Origin of the sequence: Zhenhengia sp. (genome assembly GCF_046966505.1) — a bacterium.
Taxonomy (GTDB): Bacteria; Bacillota; Clostridia; order Lachnospirales; family Cellulosilyticaceae; genus Zhenhengia; species Zhenhengia yiwuensis.
Genome location: NZ_JBKVCH010000009.1, coordinates 76851 through 102694, shown reverse-complemented (window position 1 = coordinate 102694; position 25844 = coordinate 76851). Strand labels below are relative to the sequence as shown.

The 25844-nt window shown below is 34.8% G+C and carries 25 protein-coding genes; 7 read left to right on the top strand and 18 right to left on the bottom strand.

Translation table 11 applies throughout. From position 1 onward, the window contains the following. Positions 1–112 precede the first annotated feature (112 nt). From ACLTBU_RS11210 to uvrC, 3 genes are read right to left on the bottom strand one after another with little or no spacing between them, the layout of a single operon-like run. Positions 113–1066 (bottom strand): ROK family protein, encoded by a 954-nt coding sequence (locus ACLTBU_RS11210; RefSeq protein ID WP_412182751.1) that lies wholly within the window; start codon positions 1064–1066, stop codon positions 113–115. A gap of 18 nt (positions 1067–1084) precedes the next feature. Continuing rightward, complete coding sequence (hprK, locus tag ACLTBU_RS11205; RefSeq protein ID WP_177670200.1) at positions 1085–2023, bottom strand: HPr(Ser) kinase/phosphatase; 939 nt, start codon at positions 2021–2023, stop codon at positions 1085–1087. Between the two features lie 49 nt (positions 2024–2072). Beyond that, positions 2073–3908, bottom strand: a complete 1836-nt coding sequence (gene uvrC / locus ACLTBU_RS11200; RefSeq protein WP_412218938.1) for an excinuclease ABC subunit UvrC — start codon at positions 3906–3908, stop codon at positions 2073–2075. A gap of 143 nt (positions 3909–4051) precedes the next feature. Here uvrC and ACLTBU_RS11195 point away from each other — a divergent pair, with 143 nt between their 5' ends. Together ACLTBU_RS11195 and ACLTBU_RS11190 are read left to right on the top strand one after the other, a co-directional pair. Then, a complete protein-coding gene (locus ACLTBU_RS11195) occupies positions 4052–4480 on the top strand; it encodes a hypothetical protein (RefSeq protein WP_412218936.1) in 429 nt (142 codons plus the stop codon). A 110-nt stretch (positions 4481–4590) separates the two neighbouring features. Next, positions 4591–5727, top strand: coding sequence for a stalk domain-containing protein (locus tag ACLTBU_RS11190; RefSeq protein WP_412218934.1), 1137 nt, complete (start codon positions 4591–4593; stop codon positions 5725–5727). A gap of 42 nt (positions 5728–5769) precedes the next feature. On the opposite strand, the gene ACLTBU_RS11185 is transcribed toward ACLTBU_RS11190, so the two are convergent. The 8 genes from ACLTBU_RS11185 to ACLTBU_RS11150 form a co-directional block, all read right to left on the bottom strand. Continuing rightward, entirely contained in the window at positions 5770–7716 is a 1947-nt protein-coding gene (locus ACLTBU_RS11185) for a DUF5107 domain-containing protein (RefSeq protein WP_412218933.1), read from the bottom strand. 646 nt (positions 7717–8362) lie between these two features. Beyond that, the gene (gene uvrA / locus ACLTBU_RS11180; protein WP_412218931.1) at positions 8363–11194 is read right to left on the bottom strand and encodes an excinuclease ABC subunit UvrA; all 2832 of its coding nucleotides are present in this window, start codon (positions 11192–11194) and stop codon (positions 8363–8365) included. 93 nt (positions 11195–11287) lie between these two features. Then, the gene (gene uvrB, locus ACLTBU_RS11175) at positions 11288–13282 is read right to left on the bottom strand and encodes an excinuclease ABC subunit UvrB (RefSeq protein WP_412218929.1); all 1995 of its coding nucleotides are present in this window, start codon (positions 13280–13282) and stop codon (positions 11288–11290) included. Between the two features lie 150 nt (positions 13283–13432). Further along, complete coding sequence (locus tag ACLTBU_RS11170) at positions 13433–13588, bottom strand: hypothetical protein (RefSeq protein WP_412218928.1); 156 nt, start codon at positions 13586–13588, stop codon at positions 13433–13435. 64 nt (positions 13589–13652) lie between these two features. Further along, complete coding sequence (locus ACLTBU_RS11165) at positions 13653–13964, bottom strand: DUF1540 domain-containing protein (protein ID WP_177670215.1); 312 nt, start codon at positions 13962–13964, stop codon at positions 13653–13655. Between the two features lie 81 nt (positions 13965–14045). Then, a complete protein-coding gene (locus ACLTBU_RS11160; protein WP_412218927.1) occupies positions 14046–16094 on the bottom strand; it encodes a stalk domain-containing protein in 2049 nt (682 codons plus the stop codon). 93 nt (positions 16095–16187) lie between these two features. Next, positions 16188–16916 (bottom strand): ZIP family metal transporter, encoded by a 729-nt coding sequence (locus ACLTBU_RS11155; RefSeq protein ID WP_412218925.1) that lies wholly within the window; start codon positions 16914–16916, stop codon positions 16188–16190. 107 nt (positions 16917–17023) lie between these two features. Then, entirely contained in the window at positions 17024–18004 is a 981-nt protein-coding gene (locus ACLTBU_RS11150) for a hypothetical protein (protein ID WP_412218924.1), read from the bottom strand. Positions 18005–18215: 211 nt separating this feature from the next. On the opposite strand from ACLTBU_RS11150, the gene ACLTBU_RS11145 reads away from it, so the two are divergent. Further along, a complete protein-coding gene (locus ACLTBU_RS11145; protein ID WP_412218923.1) occupies positions 18216–18353 on the top strand; it encodes a hypothetical protein in 138 nt (45 codons plus the stop codon). 49 nt (positions 18354–18402) lie between these two features. On the opposite strand, the gene ACLTBU_RS11140 is transcribed toward ACLTBU_RS11145, so the two are convergent. The 3 genes from ACLTBU_RS11140 to ACLTBU_RS11130 form a co-directional block, all read right to left on the bottom strand. After that, positions 18403–18954: a DUF4358 domain-containing protein gene (locus tag ACLTBU_RS11140; protein ID WP_177670223.1), complete on the bottom strand. Its 552-nt coding sequence runs from the start codon at positions 18952–18954 to the stop codon at positions 18403–18405. Positions 18955–19066: 112 nt separating this feature from the next. Continuing rightward, entirely contained in the window at positions 19067–19396 is a 330-nt protein-coding gene (locus tag ACLTBU_RS11135) for a hypothetical protein (protein ID WP_412218921.1), read from the bottom strand. Between the two features lie 11 nt (positions 19397–19407). Beyond that, the gene (locus tag ACLTBU_RS11130) at positions 19408–19935 is read right to left on the bottom strand and encodes a DUF1949 domain-containing protein (RefSeq protein WP_249331561.1); all 528 of its coding nucleotides are present in this window, start codon (positions 19933–19935) and stop codon (positions 19408–19410) included. 325 nt (positions 19936–20260) lie between these two features. On the opposite strand from ACLTBU_RS11130, the gene ACLTBU_RS11125 reads away from it, so the two are divergent. Beyond that, complete coding sequence (locus ACLTBU_RS11125) at positions 20261–21841, top strand: extracellular solute-binding protein (RefSeq protein ID WP_177670229.1); 1581 nt, start codon at positions 20261–20263, stop codon at positions 21839–21841. Between the two features lie 37 nt (positions 21842–21878). On the opposite strand, the gene ACLTBU_RS11120 is transcribed toward ACLTBU_RS11125, so the two are convergent. Together ACLTBU_RS11120 and ACLTBU_RS11115 are read right to left on the bottom strand one after the other, a co-directional pair. After that, positions 21879–22316 (bottom strand): MarR family winged helix-turn-helix transcriptional regulator, encoded by a 438-nt coding sequence (locus tag ACLTBU_RS11120; protein ID WP_177670231.1) that lies wholly within the window; start codon positions 22314–22316, stop codon positions 21879–21881. Further along, positions 22304–22735 (bottom strand): hypothetical protein, encoded by a 432-nt coding sequence (locus ACLTBU_RS11115; protein ID WP_412218919.1) that lies wholly within the window; start codon positions 22733–22735, stop codon positions 22304–22306. The genes ACLTBU_RS11120 and ACLTBU_RS11115 overlap by 13 nt, the downstream gene beginning before the upstream one ends. Before the next feature lie 303 nt (positions 22736–23038). On the opposite strand from ACLTBU_RS11115, the gene ACLTBU_RS11110 reads away from it, so the two are divergent. Then, complete coding sequence (locus tag ACLTBU_RS11110; protein ID WP_412182738.1) at positions 23039–23383, top strand: hypothetical protein; 345 nt, start codon at positions 23039–23041, stop codon at positions 23381–23383. An 80-nt stretch (positions 23384–23463) separates the two neighbouring features. On the opposite strand, the gene ACLTBU_RS11105 is transcribed toward ACLTBU_RS11110, so the two are convergent. Next, positions 23464–23859: an RrF2 family transcriptional regulator gene (locus ACLTBU_RS11105; protein ID WP_177670236.1), complete on the bottom strand. Its 396-nt coding sequence runs from the start codon at positions 23857–23859 to the stop codon at positions 23464–23466. Between the two features lie 135 nt (positions 23860–23994). Between ACLTBU_RS11105 and ACLTBU_RS11100 the strand changes: the two genes are divergently transcribed. Both ACLTBU_RS11100 and ACLTBU_RS11095 read left to right on the top strand, forming a co-directional pair. After that, the gene (locus tag ACLTBU_RS11100) at positions 23995–24171 is read left to right on the top strand and encodes a DUF454 family protein (protein WP_408646564.1); all 177 of its coding nucleotides are present in this window, start codon (positions 23995–23997) and stop codon (positions 24169–24171) included. Positions 24172–24278: 107 nt separating this feature from the next. Continuing rightward, positions 24279–24713, top strand: coding sequence for a globin domain-containing protein (locus ACLTBU_RS11095; RefSeq protein ID WP_412182737.1), 435 nt, complete (start codon positions 24279–24281; stop codon positions 24711–24713). A 41-nt stretch (positions 24714–24754) separates the two neighbouring features. Here the strand turns inward: ACLTBU_RS11095 and prfA are convergent, their stop codons facing one another. Next, on the bottom strand, positions 24755–25828 hold the full coding sequence (prfA, locus tag ACLTBU_RS11090; protein ID WP_177670242.1) for a peptide chain release factor 1: 1074 nt from the start codon (positions 25826–25828) through the stop codon (positions 24755–24757). Between the last annotated feature and the right edge of the window lie 16 nt (positions 25829–25844).

Sequence of the window (25844 nt, the reverse complement as noted above, 5' to 3'; positions counted from 1 at the left end):
GTAAGCCCCCTTTAAGTTTATCCATTATTTCATTCATAACGTCATGCATTAAGGTGGGGATGAACTGACTCATCCCCACCTTAACAAGCTAATGCTTTGATTCTATTGTATTTTACAAAGTTGTTCCTACTAATGCGGCACCAATGATTCCTGCATCATTACCTAAAATAGCTGCTTTAACTGGATTTCTAAGCTCAAGCCCTGGACACATTTCCTCTGCTGCATATTGTGTAACTGGCCCTGTAAGGTTTTCTTTTTGAGCACTCATACCACCACCTAATACAACAGTGCTTGGCTGAAGCATATAAACAATATTAGCTACACCGTGTGCTACATATCTAAAGTATTGATCAAGTACAGCTGCGGCTACTTCATCACCACTTTGTGCTGCATCAAATACAATTTTAGCCGTCATATTGTCTAAGTTACCATCTTCTACTAGCTCATTAAGGCTGCTTCCAGCGTTTGCTTTTGCGGCTGCTTTTGCATCATTAATAAGTGCTGTAGCAGATGCATATTGTTCTAAACAACCTTTACGCCCACATCCACATGGACGACCATTCATCTCTATCACATGATGTCCGATTTCTCCGCCACCACAGAAAGCACCACTATAAACTTTACCATTAATGATAATACCGCCGCCTACACCTGTTCCAAGTGTCATAACGACAACGTCTTTTTCACCTTTAGCTGCACCACAAATTGCTTCTGCAAGGGCTGCACAGTTTGCATCATTTTCTACGTAAACTGGTAAGTTAATATATTTTTGAATTTCATTTCTTACATTTACTTCGTTGAAGTTAAGATTACTTGCATAATGAATAATGCCTTCAATCGGAGAAGCAATCCCTGGGCTACCAATACCAATAGAGTGTACATCTTCTTCTGTTAAGTTATGCTCTTGCATAATTTCTCTGCAAAGCATAGCCATATCTCTTAGAACTTCTTCTGATGAACGCTCCGCTCCTGTTGGAATCACAACCTTTTTAATAATCTCATAATCACTATTAAGTAACCCCGCCTTAATAGTTGTCCCACCTAAATCTACACCAATATAATACATCACTTTCCTCCTGAAGAATTAATTATTAAAATTATTTTGTAAGTTATTCATAACACGTTCATTAAGTGCTTCTGCCGCATTATAACCCATTTTCTTTTGTCTAAAGTTAATGGCAGCTGTTTCACAAATAATCGCAAGGTTTCTCCCTGGCCTAATCGGAATAGAATGACTTACAACATTAATACCTAGAATATCCATATATTCATTTGTCAACCCTAATCTATCATACTGTTTCTTTTGATCCCATAACTCAAGTTTTACAACTAAGTCAATATTCTTCATTTCTTTTACAGAACCTATCCCAAAAATCTGCTTCACATCTACAATTCCAATACCACGTACTTCAATAAAATGACGAATAACTTCTGGTGCTGACCCAAGAAGTGTTGTACCAGATACACGTTTGATTTCTACTGCATCATCTGCTACAAGACGATGGCCCCTTCTTACAAGCTCAAGAGCTGTTTCACTTTTCCCAATGCCACTCTCTCCTGTAATGAGTACGCCCTCCCCGTAAATATCTACAAGAACACCATGCATAGACATACGAGGTGCAAGTTCTACATGTAACCATCTATTCACTTCTGCAATGAAACTTGTTGTTGCTTCAAGAGTTTTAAAAATAGGAATACCATATTTTTCAGCACAGGCAATCATTTCTGGGAATGGATTAATTTCTTCCCTACACAGAACAATACAAGGAATCTCTTTATAACTCATTAAGCGTTCAATACACTTTGCCCTGTCTGCCTGACTCATTTTCTGAAGATAAGTATGCTCAACTTTACCAATAATCTGTAATCTTGTAGGATCAAAATAGTCAAAAAATCCTGCTAATTGGAGAGCTGGTCTATTTACATCAGATTCTGTAACCTGTCTGTTATCGTACTCTACATTCGGTGTTAAAGGCTCAAGCTTAAAATGTTCAATGATTTTACTTACTTTTACAGAATACATGCCCTTACTCCTTTTTCTAATTTTTACATACTATTAGTTATTATAACATCTATTGTTTATGGAAAAAAGTATAAATGTTTAGTGCCACATCTTTCGGAATACCCGGTACAGCCTCAATTTCTTCCAGACTTGCCTGTCTTAAAAGTTCTACACTCTTAAATGTATTCATAAGCATTTTTTTACGTTCTTTTCCTACACCTTTAATATTATCTAAAACAGATTGAACCTGAGCCTTGCTACGTAACTTTTTATGGTATTCTATAGCAAAGCGATGGACTTCATCTTGAATACGTGTAATAAGTTTAAAGCCTTCTGAAGTCGTTTTAAGAAGAATCTCCTCATTTTGATAAAGTAATCCCCTTGTACGGTGACGGTCATCTTTTACCATACCACATACCGGAATCGTTAGCCCATAACTCGCAATAACCTTTTCAGCTACACCAACTTGTCCTTTACCACCATCCATTAGAATAAGGTCAGGCATTTTAGCAAAACTATCTTCTTCTCCTTTTTGTACCAATCTTGCAATACGTCTATCTAAAACTTCTTCCATACTGCCATAGTCGTTTGGCCCTTGAATACTCTTAATTTTAAACTTACGATAGTCACTACGTTTCGGTTTACCATTTTCAAAGACAACCATTCCCCCTACAGACTCAATCCCTTGAGTATTAGATATATCATAGGCTTCTATTCTAGTTAAGTTGCCACTCAAACCAATTGCTTCTTGAATTTCTTCAAGCGCTCCCTTTGTCCTTGCTTCTTGCCTTCTTAGTTCATCACCAAACTGACTCAGTGTAATATAAGCATTTTTACTCGCCAGCTCTAATAGATTATGTTTAGTTCCTTTCTGAGGATGCACTATAGTAACTTTACTACCTCTTTGCATCGTCAAATATTCTTCAAGTAGTTCTAAATCTTGAGGTACCTTTTCTACTAAAATCTGTTTAGGAATAAAATTGGCCTCTGAATAAAACTGTATGATGAACTCTCTAAATAACGTCTCAATTTCTTCTCCCTCGGTCTCATTAATTAAGAAATGTTCACGTCCAATAAGTTTTCCCTGTCTCACAAAGTAGATTTGCATTAAGGTATCCTTCTCACTACGCGCAAAGGCTATAACATCTTGGTCCTCCATACTACTGTTAGAAGCAGTCTGTTTCTGCTCAATTTTCTTAATTGCAGCTAGCTGGTCTCTTAAGGTAGCTGCCTTTTCAAATTCTAGATTTATAGCTGCATCTTCCATCTGTCTTTCTATACGCTTAATAATATCTTGGTATTTACCACTTAAAAAAGATGTTACCTCATCTACCATTACCTTATATTCAACCTCTGAGGACTTGGCAATACATGGCCCACTACATTGTCCTATATGATAGTTAAGGCATGCTCTCTCCTTATTAATATCTCTTGGCAATACTCTTGTACACGTACGAAGTTGCCATGTCTTCTTAATGATTTCTACAAGCTCCCACATAGCATTAACATCTGTATAAGGTCCAAAATATTTAGCCCCATCTTTTTTCATACTTCTTACAACCGTTACGCGTGGGAAGGCATTTTGAATATCCACACGAATGTAAGGATAATGCTTATCATCTTTAAGGCGAATATTATATTTAGGATTATATCGCTTAATAAGATTACACTCTAATACAAGTGCCTCTAGTTCAGAAGCCGTTACAATATACTCAAAGCTTCTAATCTGCTCTACTAATCGAATAGTTTTTATAGAATGATTTTTAGATTTTTGAAAGTATTGCTTTACTCTATTTTTCAGACTTACTGCCTTACCTACATATATGATTTGATCCAGTTCATTTTTCATTAAATAAACGCCTGGAAGAGCCGGAAGTTTTTTTAGTTCTTCTTTAATATCAAACATACCTTTTCTCCTCTTTAAGTTTTATCTCTTAATTCAAGTATAGACCAGATTTTGCATTTTACCTATACTAATATTTCCCAGAATAGAATCAATACTATCTTCAATACTAATTATAGACTCTATATTTTTTAGGAGGTTTTATTATGTCCATTAAAAAGTTTTTATTTACAGGAATAACAACCTGCCTTATTGCAAGTAGTACTATACCCATTTTTGCTTCTGCACCACAAGTAGACTTGAACAACCCACTTTCTATAAGTTTTGTACTTGATCAACTTGAAGATAAACTCGAGAAAAGCTCTGACAAGCAATATAAAATCGACTGGGACTTTGAAATCATCTATAATAATGGTAAGGTCCTCGTAGTCATTGAATATGACAAAGAAGATGCTAAAGCTTTCAAAAAACTAACAAAAGCTGATCTGGAAAAATTGGTGACAGCTATTGCAACTGAAATTATCACTGCTTTAGGTAAACAAGACATTCCTATACAAGGTATTATTATCGAAGACGATGCAGCTCAGCCAACTCACCAATTTACGTATAATAATGGAAAGTTAGACATTAAGTAATCTTTTGTTACATTTTCATTAATTTTACTGTGTTCAATTGAATTATAACCTCCTATTCGTTATACTTTGTTTAAAGAAATTATGTATGACTTATAAGGAGGTTTTTTTCAATGAATAGAAATCTAAAAAAAGCTTTAACACTTGGTTGTGCAATGCTTATGGTCTCAGGCGCATTATCTGTAAGTGCTGCTAACCTTACTAAAAAAGTAGAAGCAGTTTATAACAATATTAAAGTTACATATGACGGAAAAGCTCAAGCACCTCAATATGAACCATTTCTGATAAATGGTACTGTATATGTGTCACTTCGTGATGCTGGCCAAATTACTAATAATAATGTTAACTGGGACAGTACAAATAAAACAGTTCAAATCACCTCAAAAACACCTCAAGGTGGTGTAAGTGAAACTGAACTTGCAAACAAAAATCTTGAAATTGCTACTCTTAAAAATCAAGTAGCTAACCTTGAAAAACAAGTAGCTTACTATAAACAATTAGAAGAAGACAAAAAAGAAGAAGAAGCAAGCAAACCATCTTTAGATGATAAAGGCATGAAAAAAATGCTTACCCTTATCGAAGATGAATATGATGATAAATATGATGTAGACTGGGGCTTTGGCTTAACTTATAATGCAAAAAAAGAATACATCGAACTTGAAGTATCTTACGATAGCAAATATGATAAATCAGCATTTGGACGTATTTCTGAATCAAAACTAAAAACTTTCTTTGAAAATATTTGCAGCGATATCCAAGATGAATTAGGTTCTATAGAAATCCGTGGTGAATTTGTTGACGATTACAAAGATGAAACAGTATCTACTTTCACTTATACAACAAAAGGTAGATTTGAATACAGCCTTCAAATCACAGATAACGCTTTAAAAGATATGGAAGATGATTTAATTTCTGATTATACTAAACTTCCATCTATTGACTTTGATTCATTAAAAGATTTAACAATTGCTATTGACGATTTCAAACTTGAAGGTATTGATAACTACGAAACAATTATCTTTGAAGTATATACTGACTTACCAAGTGATAAAAAAGATCTCTGGAATGACTATGTAAGAAATGCTTCCCGCTCCGACAAACGTGTTTTAAGAGATTTCATGGAAGAAATCATCAAAGATCTTACTGATGAATTTGGTTCAAGAGAATTTACTGGTATCATCTACAATGGCAATGATAAACTTATTGCCAAATACGAAGATGGTGACATCAGCTTAGAAACATTCAGATAATCCAAAACTAGCACTGCTTTCTAAGCAGTGCTAGTTTTATTTTTAAAAAGTAGCTTTAAAGTCTAATTGAAACGGCAAATCTTCTTTATCTTTTTTGCCCTCTTGAATGATGTTCCATAACTGAGCAGTGAAGCACTCCCCTTCTCGAATGTCTTCTACTTCTAGCCATTCATCTTTTCTTAGAATCTCCTCTGCCTTATCTACACTACCACACTTAGCATAAGCAAAAGCTTTATAAGCCCTTATTCTTGTATTATCTTGAATAGCATCTGGAAGCATTTCAACTTCTTTCAGTAAAATTTCATACGCTTCCTTCTTTAATAAAAGAGATAAACATTCCTTAACTAACCCTATATCATCATTCCTTAATCTCATAGCCTTTATACAATAATCTATAGCTTCCTCTGTATTCCCTCTTAGGCTATACGCTATAGCCAGCGCATAGGTATTGAAGGCTGTAGCCTTTATACCTCTAGAATGCTTTAAAGAATTAATGGCTTGATCAAGCTGCTGATGTACAAGTTCATAAAGGCCTAAATGATACCAAGTATATGCATTATCCTTATCTTTTTGCTGCACAGCCTTTTGAAGAAGTTTATAATAATAGTCTTCCTTCATATAGCTTCCTGACATCTCCCTATCTTCACAGCCCCCCATATTACCTTCTAGCATGAGTTGTACCCATTCATTTTCTTTAGAGACTTGCCCAAAATCTAAGTTTTCACTTAAAGCCCCTTTTCCTTCTTGCTCTCTTCGTATATTTTCTATAGCTCCAAATACACTTCCTGTTTTTATAAGTTTTGCCTCTCTCAAGGCGATAGATGCTCTAGTCTCTTTAAGGAGTTGTTCTAGCCTCTTCTCAGGTAATGCCTCTTCTAAAGTTTGAGTTACCTGCTTCCTTAATGATTGCCACTCTCCTTGTACAAGTTGCTTATCTACTTGAATAGCTCCATATGCCTCTAGCCATTCCCATTCACTTGCTGGTTCCATATGCAGACATCCATATTGAGTCTTAGCAAGTCCTGCCTGAATTTCTATGTAATGACCTGCTTCATTGGTCAAATACTCCTGCCATCTCTCGCTGCCTCTTGCCTGTCCCCATACAAAAAGTTTTCTGCCTTGAAGCCTACTTGTAGATGTCTGAATCATACCGTAACCGGATTCATCTAACTGTGTAATATACTTCCTTTTTACTTTAGGAATATCAAAGAAATAGTCTACTGCATGTGGAATCGTTTTAGGATATGTAATGTCTACTCCCTCTACTACAGGTACCTGTACCTTATAGACAGCTCCTTCTCCATTGGTATATGCCTCATCTGCTTCTACAACAAGCCTTCCCCCATCCAGTTCAGGTACGGCCATATTGCTCCACCAATACATAGGTACTTCTATCTCATTAGGATTAACAATCCTCATACGGCACATCAAAAACTTAGAATCCTCAGGAAGGAAAAAGTCCATTTGATACGTCACTTTGCGAATACGTTCATATTCATACATTCTTAGAACTTCCATGCCCTCTACTTCAACTACGCCTACAAAAAGCTGTGAACATGTAAATGGAGAATGCCCTATAACGCCTATATTCCATTCTACACCACCACTTACCCATGCATTACGCACAGCTAGATTACTAGGCCTAATCACATCATTTACATAAAGTAAATCTCTTTGGGCTACCTTATCATATAAAGACCATAGCCTTCCACCTAAACTTGGTATAAATATAGCTCTTAAATAATCATTCTCTAATCTTACAACTTCTATCTCTTGCTCTTCTAGTTTTCTTGTATAGATATTTTGCTGAACGTAAGGATAAAGTGTCTGTATAGTTCCAAATCCTAGTCCTATATCATCTCCCTCTTCCAATCTATTTTTTAAGCCATTCTGCAAAATATTAATTTGAGATATAAAAGGTACACTTGCTTCTTCTAACCAGGGACTTACTTTGATTTGCATAGTTTCAAACTTTAATAAAGTTGTCATCCTACTTCTCCTTATTCAATGAGGTTGATTGTTTGTCCAATTATTATAAGCTACTTTTTCTTTAATAAAAATGCACTTTTTTTACTTATTTAATCTCTTTTTATAAGTCAAAAATTTCTTAAAAAAATTTTGAAGAATTTTAGCTACATAGGACTATATAGTATATGTAAGATACAAAACACATCCTAGGTAGTGAAAGTACCTTACGACCCGTAAACGATCTATCTATTCTACTTTGGTCCCCCTTCCAAATTATGAGTATTCAGATTAGTTTACAAACCAGTAAGCCTAGATGGTGGCAACTAAGCTTGCACGGTTTAATATATAAAAGTGTCTATACTTTAAATAAGCTCTAGCGTATAAGTTATAGAAGCAACCGGCCTCTCTTACGGTACCTCCATACGTACTACGTGCTACCTCCCATCTGACCCTTATATATGTGTTGACATCCCTATAAACGGCAGATGCAGACAATACCCACCTAATACCTATGAGTTCACCACAGAAGAGCCTTTCCCTTCTTAACCTTAAGCTCATGACGCTTATACAATCTATAGACACTACCCTTGCCACATAAAAAGCCAAGCCCATGCAGTTATTTTAAGGGGGAACTGCATAAGGGCTTGGCTTTTTTGCACATCTATGCTTATATATTTAATATTTTCTTAAGGAATTTACCTGTATAAGAACCTTCTACTCTAGCTACTTTTTCTGGTGTACCTGTTGCTACAATTTCACCACCACGGCTACCACCTTCAGGACCTAAATCAATAATATAATCAGCTGTTTTAATAACATCTAAGTTATGCTCAATAACTACAACTGTATTACCATTCTCTACGAGCCTATCTAAAATGCCTACAAGCTTATGCACATCCGCAAAGTGCAGACCTGTAGTTGGTTCATCTAAAATATACATCGTCTTTCCTGTACCACGGCGACTGAGCTCTGTCGCAAGTTTAACACGTTGCGCCTCCCCACCTGATAAAGTCGTAGAAGATTGTCCAAGTCTAATATAACCTAGACCTACATCATAAAGTGTCTGAAGTTTACGGCTAATCGCTTGGAAGTTCTCAAAGAATTTAAGCGCTTCTTCTACTGTCATATCTAATACATCTGAAATCGTTTTCTCTTTATACTTCACTTCTAAAGTTTCTCTATTGTAACGTTTACCTTTACATACTTCACAAGGTACATAGACATCTGGTAGGAAATGCATTTCAATCTTCAGCATACCATCGCCACGACATGCTTCACAGCGTCCCCCTTTTACATTAAAGCTAAAACGACCTTTTTGATACCCTTTCATCTTAGCTTCCTGTGTCTGTGCAAATACATCACGAATCATATCAAATACCCCTACATAAGTAGCTGGATTTGAACGTGGTGTACGTCCAATTGGAGACTGATCAATATGAATAACTTTATCTAAGTTTTCAAGACCTTTAATATCTCTATGTGCACCTGGTTTACATTTAGCTCGATTTAAATCTCTTGATAAACGCTTAAGCAAGATTTCATTAATAAGTGTACTTTTTCCTGATCCTGATACACCTGTGATACAAGTTAGTGTTCCAAGTGGAATATCTACACTCACATTTTTAAGGTTATTCTCTTTGGCACCTACAATTTTAATCTTATTGCCGTTACCTTTTCTCCTTACTTCAGGCACTTCAATTTGTTTACGTCCACTTAAGTATGCACCTGTTTCAGATTCCTCACATGCTAAAATCGTATCAATTGGACCACTCGAAATAATATTGCCACCATGCTCACCTGCTCCTGGTCCTATATCTACAATCCAATCTGCAGCATGCATGGTATCCTCATCATGCTCTACAACAATGAGTGTATTTCCAAGGTCGCGAAGACGCACAAGTGTCTGAATGAGTCTCTCATTATCTCTTTGATGAAGCCCAATACTTGGCTCGTCTAAAATATAAAGTACCCCTACAAGTCCTGAACCAATTTGTGTGGCAAGCCTAATACGCTGAGCTTCTCCACCTGATAATGTTCCTGATGAACGTGATAAAGTCAGATAATCAAGACCTACATCTACTAAGAACCCAAGCCTTGCATTAATTTCCTTTAGGATTTGTACACCAATTGCTTTTTGCCTATCTGTAAGCTCTACTTCAAGGAAGAAAGTTCTAAGATCACCAATAGACATGCTTGTGACCTGATTAATGTTTTTATCTCCAATAGTAACTGCAAGTGCTTCTGGTTTAAGTCTAGCACCTTTACAAGTTTTACATGGAATACTTGTCATATAGCTTTCGTACTCATCACGCATACTTTCAGAGCTACTCTCTTCATAACGACGTTTTGTATTGGCTATGACACCTTCAAAGGCATAATCATAGTTACGTGTTCCATATTCACCAGAGAAAGTAAACTGTACTTTTTCACCATCTGTTCCATATAAAATCATGTTTTGAATATCTTCTGGCAATTCCTTAAATGGTGTGTCTAAATTAAAATGATACTTTTTCATTAGCGCATCAAAAAGTGCATAAGCATAGCTATCCGGATTACCTATAGAACCCCAACCAATAACTGCGATAGCTCCTTGTCTAAGGGTAAGCTCTGGATTAGGAATAACAAGCTCGGGATCTACTTCTAACTTCTCACCAAGACCTGTACAAGTTGGACAAGCACCAAATGGATTGTTGAAGGAGAATAGACGTGGCTCAATTTCCTCAATGCTAATTTGGCAATCTGGACAAGAAAAACTTTGGCTAAAGTTCATTTCTTCTACACCATTAATTTCAGCAATCATCAGACCACCACTTTGCTTCATAATAGTCTCAATAGAGTCTGTAAGACGTTTACCGATTCCTTCTTTAATAACAAGACGGTCTACAACAATATCGATAGAGTGCTTTTTATTTTTGTCAAGTTCAATCTCTGCCTCTGTCAGATCTACAACTTCTCCATCAATACGCGCTCTGATATAACCTTGTTTCACTGCCGTTTCAAGTACTTTTTCATGTCTTCCTTTACGGCCTCTTACAATAGGTGCAAGGAGCTGAACCTTTGTACGCTCAGGTAATTCCATAAGCTGATCTACCATTTGGTCAATAGTTTGCTTCTTAATTTCCTTGCCACAGTTTGGACAATGTGGCACACCTACTCGAGCAAAAAGAAGTCTTAAGTAATCATAGATTTCTGTAACTGTTCCAACTGTAGAACGTGGGTTTTTACTTGTTGTCTTTTGATCTATAGAAATAGCTGGTGATAACCCTGAAATATAATCTACCTCTGGCTTTTCCATCTGACCTAAGAATTGTCTTGCATAAGCTGATAAAGATTCTACATATCTTCTCTGACCCTCTGCATAAATCGTATCAAATGCTAATGAAGACTTACCTGAACCACTAAGCCCTGTAAAAACAATAAGCTGGTCACGATTAAGTTCAAGATCAATATTTTTTAAGTTGTGCTCTCTCGCACCTTTTATGACAATCTTATTTTTCATATTTTCCCCTTCTTAATTTATCATTTTATGCCTATTATAGCATATAAAACGACATAATCAAACATGTGTTCGGTAGTATTTTTAGGCAAAACTCTAATTTGATGCTAGTATTTGTTTAAGCTTAATAAGTGTATCACGTAATTCTGCTGCACGTTCAAACTGTAAATCTCTCGCTGCCTTTTTCATTTCTTTTTCTACTTTAGCTATAGTTTTTTCAAGTTCATCCTTACTCATAGACTCTGGATCTTTTTCTTTAAAGAACTCTTCATTCTTAGCTGCAGTTTTGGTTGCGACTATGAGGTCACGTATATCTTTCTTAATGGTTTGAGGTACAATACCATGTTCTTCATTATAAGCTTCTTGAATCTGCCTTCTTCTATTGGTTTCGGAGATGGCACTTTGCATAGAACGTGTCATATTATCTGCATACATAATAACCTGTCCATCCGCATTTCGAGCTGCACGCCCTATAGTCTGAATAAGTGATGTTTCAGAACGTAAGAAACCTTCCTTGTCCGCATCTAAAATAGCTACAAGGGCTACCTCTGGAATATCTAGTCCCTCACGCAATAAGTTAATCCCTACCAATACATCAAAAATACCCATACGTAAATCACGTACAATTTCAATACGCTCTAGTGTATCAATATCTGAATGTAAATATTTAACTTTGACACCCATTTCTCTTAAGTAATCTGTTAAGTCTTCAGACATACGTTTTGTAAGCGTTGTAACAAGTACTTTCTCACCTTTAGCAGTGCGTTTTGTAATCTCACTAAGTAAATCATCAATTTGTCCTTTAACAGGTCTTACATCAATTGGTGGATCAAGAAGCCCTGTTGGACGAATAAGCTGCTCTGCAATAGTTAAGGAATGCTCTAACTCATACTGCGCTGGCGTAGCTGAAACAAACATAATTTGATTAATCTTTTCTTCAAACTCTTCAAATTTAAGAGGCCTGTTATCAAGAGCGGACGGTAATCGAAAACCATAGTCTACAAGTACATTTTTACGGGCCTGGTCGCCATTATACATAGCTCTAATTTGAGGTACTGTCATATGAGATTCATCGATCATAATAAGATAATCATCTGGGAAGTAGTCAAGAAGTGTAAAAGGTGTACTGCCAGCCTCTCTGCCAGATAGGTGACGTGAGTAATTTTCAACTCCAGAGCAGTATCCCATTTCTCTTAGCATCTCAACGTCAAAATTAGTACGCTGACTTAATCTTTGCATCTCAAGGAGCTTGTCTTCATTTTTTAGTTCTTCTAGACGTTCTTTAAGCTCACTCTCTATAGCTTCAATAGCCACTTCCATCTTCTCTCTACTAATAGCATAGTGAGAAGCTGGGAAAATAGAGACATGTTCTCTATAACCTAGTACGGCTCCTGTTAATGGATCAATCTCTGCTATACGATCTATTTCATCCCCAAAAAACTCTACGCGAATAGCTTTCTCAGATGCTCCTGCCGGTATAATCTCTACTGTATCTCCTCTTACTCTAAAGGTAGATCTAGCAAAGTCCATATCATTTCGGTTATATTGAATCTGAACTAATTTACGTAGTACATCATCTCTATCCATTTCTGCACCTTGTCTTAAGGATAGTACTTGATTTTCATAGTCAATGGGGTCACCTAAACCATAAATACAAGATACACTTGCTACAATAATTACATCCCTTCTTTCAGATAAAGAAGCTGTAGCTGAGTGACGCAGTTTATCTATTTCTTCATTAACACTGGAGTCTTTTTCAATATAAGTATCACTTTGAGGTACATAAGCTTCTGGTTGATAATAATCATAATAAGAAACAAAGTACTCTACTGCATTATTAGGAAAGAATTCTTTAAACTCACTATAAAGCTGTGCTGCTAGAGTCTTGTTATGTGCAATAATAAGGGTAGGCTTTTGAGTTTTTTCTATAATATTAGCCATGGTAAAGGTTTTTCCTGAGCCTGTTACACCTAAGAGCGTCTGATAGCGATTACCTTTTTTTATACTCTCTGCCATTTTTCTAATGGCCTCAGGCTGATCTCCCATGGGTTTAAAAGCTGATTCAATTTTAAAAGGTGTTGTTTGATTCATTCCTTTCTCCCTTCTTTCTTTTTAAGTGTTCCATCTATTTTTCTCTATCATACACTATGTAGTTAGAAAGAAAAAGTCATTAGGAGAATGTTTGTTCTCCTAATGACTTTTTTACCCTTCAACCTATTTGAGCTATTTGAATGTAATAGACTATCTGCAGTTTGTGCTGTTGTTTGTTGAATTATTTGTTGAATTATTTGTTGAGTTATTTGTTGAGTTATTGCATCTTCCACAGTTACTTGCATTGTTTGTTGAATTATTGAAACCTGTGTTGTTATTTGTTGAGTTATTTGTTGAATTTTTCATGGCTAATGCCTCCTTAAATTTTTTAACAAGTCTAGTATGCCTTTTTATCACTTTTCATATTCTACTATCTTCTGGTAAAAGTACTGCATTCTGTTTGTCCACAGCGACAAGCTCCATTACCTACTACTTCTATACTTTCTGCATGACATTTGCAGTTTTCATTATGCATACAACTTTCTGCCTTACAGTCGATTTCTGAATTTGGCTCAGGTTCTCCACTACAGTTATGAACCCCATTATCTTCTACAAAACTATTACAGCAAGTACCTTCTGTACAATCTGTTGCTTCTGAACCATCTACATCTACTTTTCCTAAACAACAACAATGTTCAGCATTATAAGTGCAGTTTTCTACACCACAATATAATTTTGGCATATAAAAATCCTCCTTAGTGACAATAAGATATATTGCATCTTTATTTTTTCACTAAGAAGGCTATCCTATTCTACAAATATTTTAATAATAATTCCATAAATTTTCTGGAATAAAACAAATTAAAACAGGTGCTGCAGAGCCATTTGGCAACATATAAAGCAGTTCTTTTGTCTCCCCCTCTTTTACAACACCAATATTAGCTGCACTTTTCGCCCCATTTAAATGTCCACTTGGAGCATAATAGCTGCGATTATTTGCCCATCCAATAGCACCTTTAAAAATATTACCCCTTGGATTTAAAAGAAGTCCAGTATTTACTTCAGCTGTTGTACGAATATGATATTTAACACCATAATTACCCTTATTAACAGTACTTTGTCCCGTTAAGGCATCATAACCTTCTATTGGCTGTTCAATATCTCCTGATGGTAAGCCTAACATAAGTTTATAAGGTTTATTTTTAGGCACATCTACCGTATAATATCTATCTGCATTTGGGAATGTGCCTCTTGTATGTACACCATCTCTTGGAAGATACACAAGATTTTCTAAATGTTTAATCTCTGTTTGATCCCCTACCATAGCAATGGTAATCTTTACTGGACTTTGTGAATAAAGATCTATCATGCCCGAAATAGTTTGACCTTGATACCAATTTTTATTTCCTGTATCAAAAAGATAACGTTTTTCTCCCGGTGCCAAATTATAATGCTTTTCATGATTTTGGCCTAAAATGTCATAAGCAACCTGTTGACCTAAGTATAAAACATCTGTGGAAGGTCCCTTATGGCTTGCATTCATCGTCACAACTTTAATAGGCACTTCATTTACATTCTCCATTACAATGACAAATCTTTTTTTAGACTTATCTGTAGAAGCATTTTTATGATGATAGAGAATACGTCCTTCTCCTTGAATGGTATCTTCATAAAGAATACCTTTAGTTTGAACAGATTCTGGTGAATTACTCATCATAAGTGTGGCACCTGTATAAGTAACACGTGTTGGTATAATGGCCTCAAATTCTTGGAAATTAAAGTTTTTATAGTTCTCTAAAATATCTCCAATACGTCCTTCTGTAAAGCGATAAGTAAGCTCACTTTGAAGAACCTCTTTGCCTACTTCTATCTCCTTCACATAAGGCAAGCTCCACTGTCCTTTTTCATCTTTAATTTGAAGTGTAACGTGATAAGTTCCCTCAGCAAAAAGTTTATACGGTTTACCTTCAATTAGTGGCATATTATCTTGGCTGATACATTGATAAGTCCACTTTTCTTCTGTGATCTTTTCCCACTCTTCATTTTCATACTCATAATCTTTAAAGGTAATAGGCTCACCTTGTTGATAAGTTTTTTTATCTACTTCTACTGCTTTGATTAGTGGAATTTGATTAGGTTCAATTACGACTTTTTTATTTGTCCATTCACTCCATTTACCAAGTGAATCTTTAACACGCAATGCTACTACATTTTCTCCAACTTCTAGATGAACCCCTAGCTCTGCAAATGAACTATAGCTTGCCCTATCTCCAGATATCTGCCATTGCCAATTTGTAATATTATGTCCATCTAAATCTATGCTTTTATCTATTACCTTTACTTCTTGCCCATCTATATAACTTTCTTGAATAAAGTCAAAGTCTGCTATAGGTGCTTGATTCAGTATCTCTTCTTGCGTTAGTGGTACATTAAATTGTAACGTTTTCTGCACAGCATCATACTTCACATCTCCGCCTACTGCTTGCATGAAAGCTTTAGCTGGTACAAAAGTACGGTCTTTATAAGTTACTACTGGACTAGCTAAATCATAACTGCCTTCTTCTGTTATAAGCTCTTTAGATCCTACCTTCACACTATAGTCTTTCTGATTAACAGTAATAATAGTCTGTTTATTTATACTATCCCACTTTACCTTTACATCATGTATATAAGATTTAATAAAATCAGTGGAAATATAATAGGTATCATTAAAATTCTTCACGTTCGTTGTATTTTTAATATCTATAATGACTTCTTTTGTTGTTTCATATGTATGTGTCTGTACAGTATTTATAGGTTCAAGCCCAAAAATGGGATTATTCATTGCAATTACACATGCCATAGTGGCAATGAGTCTTTTTCTAAGCTTCATGTAAGGCCTCCTGCTTATTTATGTCTCACTCTATATTAGCATATTTTTACATAATGAAGCATAGTCGTAAAGATTTGTTGCCAAAATGTAACATTATTTGACTAATAACATGCCTAATATAATCCCTACTACCGTTGCTATAGTTGTAAGTCTTCCATTCCATATTTTACGTGATTCTGGAAGTAGTTCCTGACACACAATATAAAGAATGATTCCCGCTGCAAGCCCTAGCATAACAGTTATAAAAAAACTTGCCATCTGGCTCATAATAAATCCACAGAAAGCTCCAATTCCCATGATCCCACCTAGTACAGGAGGAATCATCGCAATAGTCTTATAAGGTGTCTTAGCTATTTTAAGTGGAATCGCCACAGCTATAGCCTCAGGTATACTATGAATTCCTATAACAAAAGCAAATTTTAAAATAGTTTCAGGCGACGTAGCAGCTAACGTACCTAAAGCTACTCCTTCAGGTATATTATGTATAGCTATTCCTAATAGCAAAATCAGCCCGGTATGCATTTTCTTGTTATGACCGGCTCCAAACTTGTCCCCTAAAAGTTCTGTAAAATCCTCTAAAAAAATTCCTATTAGAATTCCTATTATCACACCAATCATCATCAGTATATTTTCACCTGACTCTAATGCATGTGGTAACACATCAAAACAAATCATGGCAATCATAATCCCAGAAGTCGTTCCAAAAAGCATACCTATAAGTCTCTTACTTTTAATGTGAAAAAGATATAATAATAAAATTCCTGTTAATACGCCACCTCCTTCTGCTACTAAAGCGAGTAAGGCTGCTCCAAATGCATTCATTTTATTCCTCCCCTCTTCTCTATTGTATGGGGCTCGTACACTATTTTAGAACTAAAAATATTAATACAAAAAAGGGACTGCTAAAAACAGTCCCTTCCTTCTATCTATTAATATAAAACTTTATCCGCTTCCATTTCAGCTAAAAGTTTTTCAGCTAATGCAAGATAGTTATCCCATGCAGTATTACGCTCTGTATAACCTGATTTACCATAATCTCCTGTTGCTTCAATAGCTGGAAGACCTGTTAAATCTAATAAGTTTTGTGTTTCTACTACTTTCTCATTTAAAGCATCCATTTGTACGTTGAAGCCAATTCTTGATGGCTCATCATACATAACACTTTCATATTTTGATTGTCTGTAGAATCCTTTTAATTTATCTTCTTCAATGTCTGCTGGATCATCTGCGAAGATTTCATCATAACGACAAGAAATAATCTTTCCATCTTCTACAATTACTTTAAGTTGACCAGTTAAACCGCCACCTAATTCTTCAGCAATACCGTAGAATTTTTGCTTTGAAGGCTGAGCTAATAATGGCTCTACTTTTTCTGCAAGTGGTACCATCGCTTGGTAAATACTATTTGATGCACCTGATACTACATCAAACTCACCTGTTAATCTTTGTTCTTCTAACATTTGTTTTTCAACTAAAACAACACTTTGAATCCATGCTGCACCTTTAGCTTTACCCATGCTGAAGTTGTATTCTGATAAACGCTTTGGCACATCTTGATAAAAACGGTTGTAGTAATTTGGACGTGTATTTTCGTTAAACTCTACTTTAACAATCTCATCCCCATTTTTTACAACTTCAAAAATTCCTAAATGACCTTGTCTAAAACGCTCTTCCTCTTTATAATAATCACCTTTGATGATTCCAAGTTGTGGCTGTGCACTCCATTCTAAATCTGTTACTTCATATTCTTCTGCTGATGCTCCTGTTACTGCATCTGCATTTTCTTCAGCTTTTACTTCTGTAGTTGTCTCTGGTTGCATTTCTGGTGCTTGCTGTGCACATCCTACAGTTAAAGCTACTGTTGCTACCATCATAACAGCAACTAACATCTTTGCTACTTTTTTACTCATGTCTCAAGTCTCCCGTCTATTATATCTAACAATAACAATTTAAAAATATGTATCTTACCTAACTAAGATACCACATTGACATATTCTTGTCAATCTGGATATTCATGGAAATATATATCTTAATTTCCTTTCTTTATCCAGCATGACTTTTTCTAATCTCCATATACTATTTTTAAATCTTTCATTTTAAAGCTTAGGAGTGAAACAACCTATGAATAAAGCAAAAAAAACAGCGACAACAAATGCATGGTGTAACTGCGGTCACACAGCAGCTTCTACTATTGATTATTCTGAAGGACGTGCCCCTGAAGAAATTCCAAAAGATGATAAACAAATAAAAAAATCCTAGTATACAAAAAGAGCACCTCACTTTTATGAGTTGCTCTTTTTGTATATTATTATTCAGCTACATTGTTAAAGTTCTCTACAATCTTGTCTGCTTGTTCATTAATAACAAATAAGATTTTATTTCCTTTTTGAGCTGTTTGATAGTTTTGAACTAATTCATATTGTTCTGGAAGATAGCTCATCCATTGTTCTTCTAATCCTTTTTGTCTTTTTTCAATACCTTCCATAACTGCTTCGGCATCTTTTTCGTCATTTAACTCAAATACTGCAATTTCTGTTGCATGTACATTCATCATAGAAATACTTACATAATAATCTTTAAGTAAACTTGTATCTATTCCATAGGCATCTGCAAACATTTCCGGTAACATGGTAGTTTGACTTGGAAGCTCTATGCCCTCTGTAATAGTTTCTACTAAACCTGCTAATGCTGATGTTTCTGGCTCTACGATATCTTGCTCTGTTCCTTCTTCTGGTTTCTCTTCTGGCGTTACAACTCCTGTTTCTGGTGTTTCTGGTGTATTTGACTGTCCACATCCTACAAGGCTTCCTGCCACTGCAAGTGTCATCATAATAGCTATAACTTTTTTATTTATTTTCATCTTTATACTCTCCTTATTATCAAAAGTTTTGATTTATACATCTTAGACGTAGCATTTTATGATAAAGTTCCTGTTTTATATTTGTTAAATTATGTAACCTATTATTCTTATTTTAACTTTTCGTTACACCTACTACCCCTGCAATCAATTTAGTAAACTCATGCTTAATAGTAGTAAGAGAAATAAAGAATACTATAATCTTCTCTTCCTGATAAATGTACGCTACCCTACAAGAAAAAACTTTATCTAATGGAATTTTATATTCATAAATGGTCTTACCTTCATATTTATAGCCCTTTACTGTTTTAATTTTATAAGCTTTCTCTTTTATAATAGATAGAAGATTCTCCTGAATCTCATTTATAATCTTTTCTTCATACTTTCTATTACGTCTAAAAAACTTTTCTAATACACTATTATCTTCTATTATAATTTGTTTCATATTTTAATCTCCTAATAATACGTATAGAGTTCTATATTCTGTTCGTCTTTTACATATTCTTTTAATAAACTATATACACCTTCATTAAGAAGCATTTGTATACCTACTTCTTCTCTAAAATCTACATTTATAATTTCCCCTCCCTGCTCCTCTAGTAAACTCTTAATAGGCGTAAATAAGTTATAGGGGCATTTCAGAAATACTTTTTCTAATTCCTGTTCCTCTTCTTCTACTTCTTGTCTATAATTCGCTCTTGCAACACTACTTTCTCTCGAATCTAGTACATAAAGTCTTAACTTATTACTTCTTGGAAATTCCCTCTTTTCAATAATTTTAAGTAGCTTCTTAAGTTCTTCCTTAGATAGGTCATAAAAAACCTCTTCATGAAAGCCTTCTTCATAAAGGTTATAACCCTCTTCTAACTTTTCTATCACAATTTTTCTATTTTTCTTATAAGATCGTATATCTAAACAATTTAATGGTGCAATCTGTTCTAATCTTTTAAGTGTATCCCCAACAAAATTATCAATGGCTAACATATTCTCTTTCCTTTCACGCTTATTGATCTATCCCCTATTATAACTTTTTTTCCTTTTTCTTACTATGCTATTCGTCATTATGCTACATTTTACTGTCTCTATCTCTATAATTTTAGTCGTATTTTTGTTGATTATAAACAAAAAATTAATTTTTTATATTTTTTTGTTCATAATCTCTTTAAAAACCAAAAATATATGTTATTATTTATATATATTAAATTTGATTCTGACATAAAGACATTTATTTCTAGTTAATTTATACATGTGTATCACTAGAATTTATCCGTTTTTATGACTTTATTACAAACAACCGGAGGGGACAGTTATGAGAAAATTCACTAAAGCTTTAACTTTAGCAACAGCTACAATGCTCTTAGTATCTTCTGTAACAGGATGTAGCACTGGAAACAAATCACAAGCAGCAGCAGGAGGAAACACTTCATCTTCAGGCGTAGAAGTTAACTTAACAGGTTATCCAATCGTTGAAGAGCCTATCCAATTAACAGCTTTCGCTTATGGCGAACCTGGAAATGGCGACTGGGATGACTATCCAGTATTTGCAGAACTTGCAGAAAAAACAAATGTTCAAGTAGACTTCGAAACAGTAAGTGGAGATGGTGCAACTGAAAAACTTAACTTAGTTCTTGCATCAAATAAACTTCCTGATATCTTCTTCTCAGGTTTAAGTTCTACTATGATTAATAAATATGCTGGAATGGGATTATTCCTTCCACTTAACGATCTTATTGATCAATATGCTCCAAATATCAAAGCGGTACTTGAAGAGCGCCCAGATATCAAAAACGCTATTACAATGCCAGACGGTAACATTTACTCTATTCCAGCTGTAAATGCAAATGCAGGTATCCCTACAACTCAGCTTTGCATTAACAAAACTTGGTTAGATAAATTAGGCTTAGAAGTACCAACAACAACAGATGAATTCTATGAAGTTTTAAAAGCTTTTAAAACACAAGATCCTAACGGAAATGGTAAGGCAGACGAAATTCCAATGACTTATGAACCAGTTCCTCCATATGATGTATGGAATGGTGATACAGGTTTCAGTGGTGCATTCGGTGTTGTAACACTTACTGGAAGCATGATGCTTTCTGAAGATGAACAAGATCTTATCTACACACCTGTTCAAGAAGGTTACAAAGATTATATTAAATGGACAAGCAAACTTTATACAGAAGGTCTTCTTGACCCAGAACTTTTCACACAAGACCACAACCAATATATGGCTAAAAGAAGTTCTGACTACGTAGGTGCATACCTTACAAATGGACCATTAGAAGGTACAGACATTGAATGGATTGCAATCGAACCACTTAAAGGACCAAATGGTGATCAATTATGGTCTCAATTCGACTACGGTATTGATAAAAACAGAGCAATCATCTCTGCTACTTGCCAGTATCCAGAAGTTGCAATGCGTTACATTGACTCATTCTTTGAAAAAGAAAACTCTTTAAAACTTAAATACGGTAAACGTCTTCAAGAAAGAGAGGGCGGTAAATGGGAAATTATAGAACTTGAACCAGGCGTATCTAGCGAATGTCCAGGTCCATATGCTCCAACAATGGAAACAAAAGATATGGAAATGAACGACCTTGTTCAAACAGAATCTTCAATCAGAGCTAATGAACGTCTCGAAATGTACAAACCATTCTTAGCACCAGCTATTCCAAACATGAACTTAACTCCAGAAGAGTCTAAAGAATTATCAGCTCTTCAAACAGATTTACAAGACTATGTAAATCAAAATAAAGCAAAATGGACAACAGGTCAACAAAATGTAGATACTGATTGGGATAACTATGTGGCTACACTTAACAAAATGGGCTTAGAAAGATATATGGAAATTTACAACCAAGCTTATGATAGATTCTTAGGTAACTAAATCTAAAAAAGCTGTAGAGTGAACTCTACAGCTTTTTTTATTGCATTTTATTAATAAGTATCTCTAGGGACTGTTTAATCTGATTTAATTCTTCCGATGTTAATTCCTTAAATACATTACAAAAACTATCATTCATAGCTTTCTTAAAAGAATAAGCAAATTCCTTTCCTTTATATGATAAGGTAATATAAGTATTACGCTTATCCTTATCTTTCTTTGTCTTCTCTATATATCCTGCTTCTTCTAATCTTTTAATAATACCTGATACTGTAGCTTTCGTTAAAGAAAGTTCACTGCACAGGCTTGTAAGTGTCATCTCTTTTTTATGAGCTAAGATCTTCACTACCATAACCTGTTGATTAGTTAATCCACTCATTCTCATTCCCAATCCTATATGATTATTCATAAGCGAATAAATCTCTTTAATCATCATAATAATTTGAAAAGACTCTGTTTCCCTTTTTATTGTTCCCATTTCATCCAACCTCTAACAAATAGAATCCCTGCACTAAATAAAGCTGTCCCTAATCCTACATAAAAAGGTGCCCAATACATAGGCGGAATGAAACTCATAGAACGAATCACTACTCCTAAGGTCATCATACAAGCCATAATGACATAACCTTTTATATCAAAAAACGAAAAGACACATAGCCTTTCTTTCTCTTTATTTTTAATACGTTTTTCATGTTTATGGACCATCTTACTAAAAATACTAAAATAGAAAATCAAAAATACACCTACAGCCACTATAACAGAAATCATTTTATGGCCTTGTGCTGCTAATAAAACTTCATAACCTAGTTTCATCACCATCCCCCCCGCAAACATCCACACAATAGCTGCATATATTAATAATGTTTTCTTTGAACACCTAAGCACGAATTTATCCATTTCACTCACTCCTATTAGTTCGTATACAAACTATTTTATAGATATATCCTATGACGATTACATACTATTGTCAACTAGTAACTTCTAGAACTTTTGATGCAACTATTTATTCTTTCATATTTTCTAACTTACCAAAGATAACATATCCCCAATTAACCGATATAAAATCTTTATTGGTATAACCCATATTATACAATGCAACACTACATCCGCCAGTCCTCTTTACTTATTATTCATATTATAACTCAGCTATGTTATACTAAGACATATAAAAACAGTTATAAAAAGATAGGAGAAATTGAAATGAAACCATCAAATTTCCACTTTAAAATAGGTAGTCATGATATAACTGGTGCATGGGCAATTATGCTTGCTATCCTTATTGCTATTCCTGTCATTGCACTGGTAGGTGTTTTATTATCTGTTGTTTTTTCTATTATAGGCATTGCCATTACCTTTGCCTTAGGCGTTGCTGGCATTGCCATCATTATTAGTCTTATCACCTTACTTATTCCTAAAAAATGGCGTAATAAATTAGGTATTCATATTAACATTAATCGATCACCTAAAAAAAACTCAAAACCAACTACTACTCCTGATGGTAAACCTATCATTGATGTAGACTTTGAAGAAACTAAGAATTCTTAAAAAGTTAAAAAGCTAGCATAGAGCCATGTTTTTCAAAAGGTAATGGCCTGTGCTAGCTTTTCTCACTTTATTTTCTTTTACTATAAAACATCTTCTAATGTATATTGATCAAATTCCTCTATAAATTTATTAAGAGATCTTTGGATAATACCTTTCAGTTTACAGCCACCTTGTACATGCTTACAGATTTCACCTCTACTAAAGCATTCTGCCATATTTCCTGTCTCTTCTGTCATCCTAAGCACTTTTCCTAGATTAATCTCACAAGGTGATACTCCCAGCTTCAGGCCACCTGACCTACCTTTTATAGAAAGTACGTAGTCAGTTTTAGCAAGCTGATGTATAACCTTTTTCATATGGTGCTCTGATACATCTAAATAAGTTGCCAATTCCTCTACTGTACATAACTTATCTGTATGTCTAGCTAAATACACAAGTGCACGAAATGTATAATCGGTAAATTTAGATAGTTGCATAGTTGCAGCATCCTTTCCATTTAAACTTTAACTATTATAACACATTTTAAATGTATATTTTACTTGCACATTAAAGTAAAATATGTTAAATTAAATATGTAAAACATATACACATTTAACTTAGGGACTATAAATATGTTAAATGACTTAAAAAAATATACCTATCTCATATTAGGTTCCCTACTTTTATTTATAGGGATAGTAGGTACTTTCCTTCCCGTTATTCCAACAACACCCCTTATCGTTCTGGCCTGCTATCTCTATAGTAAAAGTTCAAATATAGCTTATGCTATTCCCCCTTTTGCTTACTAAATAACATACTAATACAACCTATTAGAGGTTAATACTTTATACTTTATTATTTCTTTATTTTCTAAATTAAAACCATTCGTTCATTACTTTACTAGGAGGATTTAACCATGTTAGATCAAAAAACAATCGAAGTTGTTAAAAGCACAGTTCCTGTATTGCAAGAAAAAGGTGTAGAAATTACAACTCATTTTTATAAAATTATGTTTGAAAATAATCCAGAAGTAAAAGCTATGTTTGATATGAGCAAACAAGAATCAGGTGCTCAACCAATGGCTTTAGCTATGACAGTATTAGCTGCTGCCCAAAATATTGACCGTTTAGAAACACTTCTTCCAGCGGTACAAAAAATCGGCGCAAGACACGTAGAACTTAATGTCAAACCTGAACACTACCCAATCGTAGGACAGAACTTATTACAAGCTCTTAAAGATGTATTAGGTGATGGTGCAACTGAAGAAATTATGGAAGCATGGGGTAAAGCCTATAACATTATTGCAGATATCTTCATCAATGTTGAAAAAGATATCTATACTTCAAAATAATATCCACAAAAAAAGATGCCTCTTTAGAAGAGGCATCTTTTTTATTCGTTAGTTACTAATTTAAGTTTTTCAGTTTGATCTACTGTAGTAAGTGTTGAAATAATTTCCTCAATATCACCATCAAGGATTGAATCTAATCTATGAAGTGTAAGACCGATACGGTGGTCTGTTACACGTCCTTGTGGGAAGTTGTAAGTACGAATACGTTCACTACGGTCACCAGTACCTACCTGACTTTTCTTTTCTGCTGCCATTTCAGCATGTTGTTTAGCTTGCTCCATATCATAAAGTCTAGCACGAAGTACTTTAAGTGCTTTTTCTTTATTTTTAAGCTGCGATTTTTCATCTTGGCAAGACACAACAAGACCAGTTGGAATGTGAGTAGCACGTACAGCTGAGTCAGTTGTATTTACACACTGTCCACCATTACCTGAAGCTCTAAATACGTCAATACGCACATCATTCATGTTAAGTTCAACGTCTACTTCTTCAGCCTCTGGAAGAACAGCTACAGTAACTGTTGATGTATGGATACGACCGCCTGATTCTGTTGAAGGAATACGTTGTACACGGTGTACACCACTTTCATATTTAAGTTTAGAGTAAACACCTTGCCCTTTAATCATAAAGATAACTTCTTTAAAACCACCAATTCCACTTTCGTTGACTTCCATAAGCTCTGTTTTCCATTTGCAACGTTCTGCATAACGGTTGTACATGCGGTAAAGGTCTGCAGCAAAGAGTGCAGCTTCATCTCCACCAGCGCCACCACGAATCTCCACAATAACGTTTTTCTCATCGTTAGGGTCTTTTGGAAGAAGTAAAAGTTTAATTTCGTTCTCAAGTGGTTCTACACGTTTTTTATTCTCATTAAGTTCTTCTTTTACAAGCTCTCTAAAGTCATCATCTAACTTTTCTTCAAGCATCATAAGTGCATCATCAATTGCTGCAAGTGTATCTTTGTATTCGATATATTTTTCTACAATAGGTCTTAAATCACTATGCTCTTTCATAAGCTTTTGCCATCTCTCTTGATCGGCAATTACCATTGGATCACTAATCATTTCACCTATGTCTTCAAATTTTTGTACTAAATCGTCAAGCTGATCAAACATCCATTCACCTCATCAT

Excerpts from the sequence above, each read along its gene's own strand:
- uvrB (WP_412218929.1), bottom strand. The coding sequence starts at position 13,282 with ATGAATCAAACAACACCTTTTAAAATTGAATCAGCTTTTAAACCCATG.
- ACLTBU_RS11195 (WP_412218936.1), top strand. The coding sequence starts at position 4,052 with ATGTCCATTAAAAAGTTTTTATTTACAGGAATAACAACCTGCCTTATT.
- uvrA (WP_412218931.1), bottom strand. The coding sequence starts at position 11,194 with ATGAAAAATAAGATTGTCATAAAAGGTGCGAGAGAGCACAACTTAAAA.
- ACLTBU_RS11190 (WP_412218934.1), top strand. The coding sequence starts at position 4,591 with ATGAATAGAAATCTAAAAAAAGCTTTAACACTTGGTTGTGCAATGCTT.
- uvrC (WP_412218938.1), bottom strand. The coding sequence starts at position 3,908 with ATGTTTGATATTAAAGAAGAACTAAAAAAACTTCCGGCTCTTCCAGGC.
- ACLTBU_RS11125 (WP_177670229.1), top strand. The coding sequence starts at position 20,261 with ATGAGAAAATTCACTAAAGCTTTAACTTTAGCAACAGCTACAATGCTC.
- ACLTBU_RS11140 (WP_177670223.1), bottom strand. The coding sequence starts at position 18,954 with ATGAAAATAAATAAAAAAGTTATAGCTATTATGATGACACTTGCAGTG.
- ACLTBU_RS11185 (WP_412218933.1), bottom strand. The coding sequence starts at position 7,716 with ATGACAACTTTATTAAAGTTTGAAACTATGCAAATCAAAGTAAGTCCC.
- ACLTBU_RS11110 (WP_412182738.1), top strand. The coding sequence starts at position 23,039 with ATGAAACCATCAAATTTCCACTTTAAAATAGGTAGTCATGATATAACT.
- ACLTBU_RS11130 (WP_249331561.1), bottom strand. The coding sequence starts at position 19,935 with ATGTTAGCCATTGATAATTTTGTTGGGGATACACTTAAAAGATTAGAA.
- ACLTBU_RS11150 (WP_412218924.1), bottom strand. The coding sequence starts at position 18,004 with ATGAGTAAAAAAGTAGCAAAGATGTTAGTTGCTGTTATGATGGTAGCA.
- ACLTBU_RS11115 (WP_412218919.1), bottom strand. The coding sequence starts at position 22,735 with ATGGATAAATTCGTGCTTAGGTGTTCAAAGAAAACATTATTAATATAT.
- ACLTBU_RS11145 (WP_412218923.1), top strand. The coding sequence starts at position 18,216 with ATGAATAAAGCAAAAAAAACAGCGACAACAAATGCATGGTGTAACTGC.
- hprK (WP_177670200.1), bottom strand. The coding sequence starts at position 2,023 with ATGTATTCTGTAAAAGTAAGTAAAATCATTGAACATTTTAAGCTTGAG.
- prfA (WP_177670242.1), bottom strand. The coding sequence starts at position 25,828 with ATGTTTGATCAGCTTGACGATTTAGTACAAAAATTTGAAGACATAGGT.
- ACLTBU_RS11160 (WP_412218927.1), bottom strand. The coding sequence starts at position 16,094 with ATGAAGCTTAGAAAAAGACTCATTGCCACTATGGCATGTGTAATTGCA.
- ACLTBU_RS11135 (WP_412218921.1), bottom strand. The coding sequence starts at position 19,396 with ATGAAACAAATTATAATAGAAGATAATAGTGTATTAGAAAAGTTTTTT.
- ACLTBU_RS11170 (WP_412218928.1), bottom strand. The coding sequence starts at position 13,588 with ATGAAAAATTCAACAAATAACTCAACAAATAACAACACAGGTTTCAAT.
- ACLTBU_RS11210 (WP_412182751.1), bottom strand. The coding sequence starts at position 1,066 with ATGTATTATATTGGTGTAGATTTAGGTGGGACAACTATTAAGGCGGGG.
- ACLTBU_RS11155 (WP_412218925.1), bottom strand. The coding sequence starts at position 16,916 with ATGAATGCATTTGGAGCAGCCTTACTCGCTTTAGTAGCAGAAGGAGGT.
- ACLTBU_RS11095 (WP_412182737.1), top strand. The coding sequence starts at position 24,279 with ATGTTAGATCAAAAAACAATCGAAGTTGTTAAAAGCACAGTTCCTGTA.
- ACLTBU_RS11120 (WP_177670231.1), bottom strand. The coding sequence starts at position 22,316 with ATGGGAACAATAAAAAGGGAAACAGAGTCTTTTCAAATTATTATGATG.
- ACLTBU_RS11100 (WP_408646564.1), top strand. The coding sequence starts at position 23,995 with ATGTTAAATGACTTAAAAAAATATACCTATCTCATATTAGGTTCCCTA.
- ACLTBU_RS11165 (WP_177670215.1), bottom strand. The coding sequence starts at position 13,964 with ATGCCAAAATTATATTGTGGTGTAGAAAACTGCACTTATAATGCTGAA.
- ACLTBU_RS11105 (WP_177670236.1), bottom strand. The coding sequence starts at position 23,859 with ATGCAACTATCTAAATTTACCGATTATACATTTCGTGCACTTGTGTAT.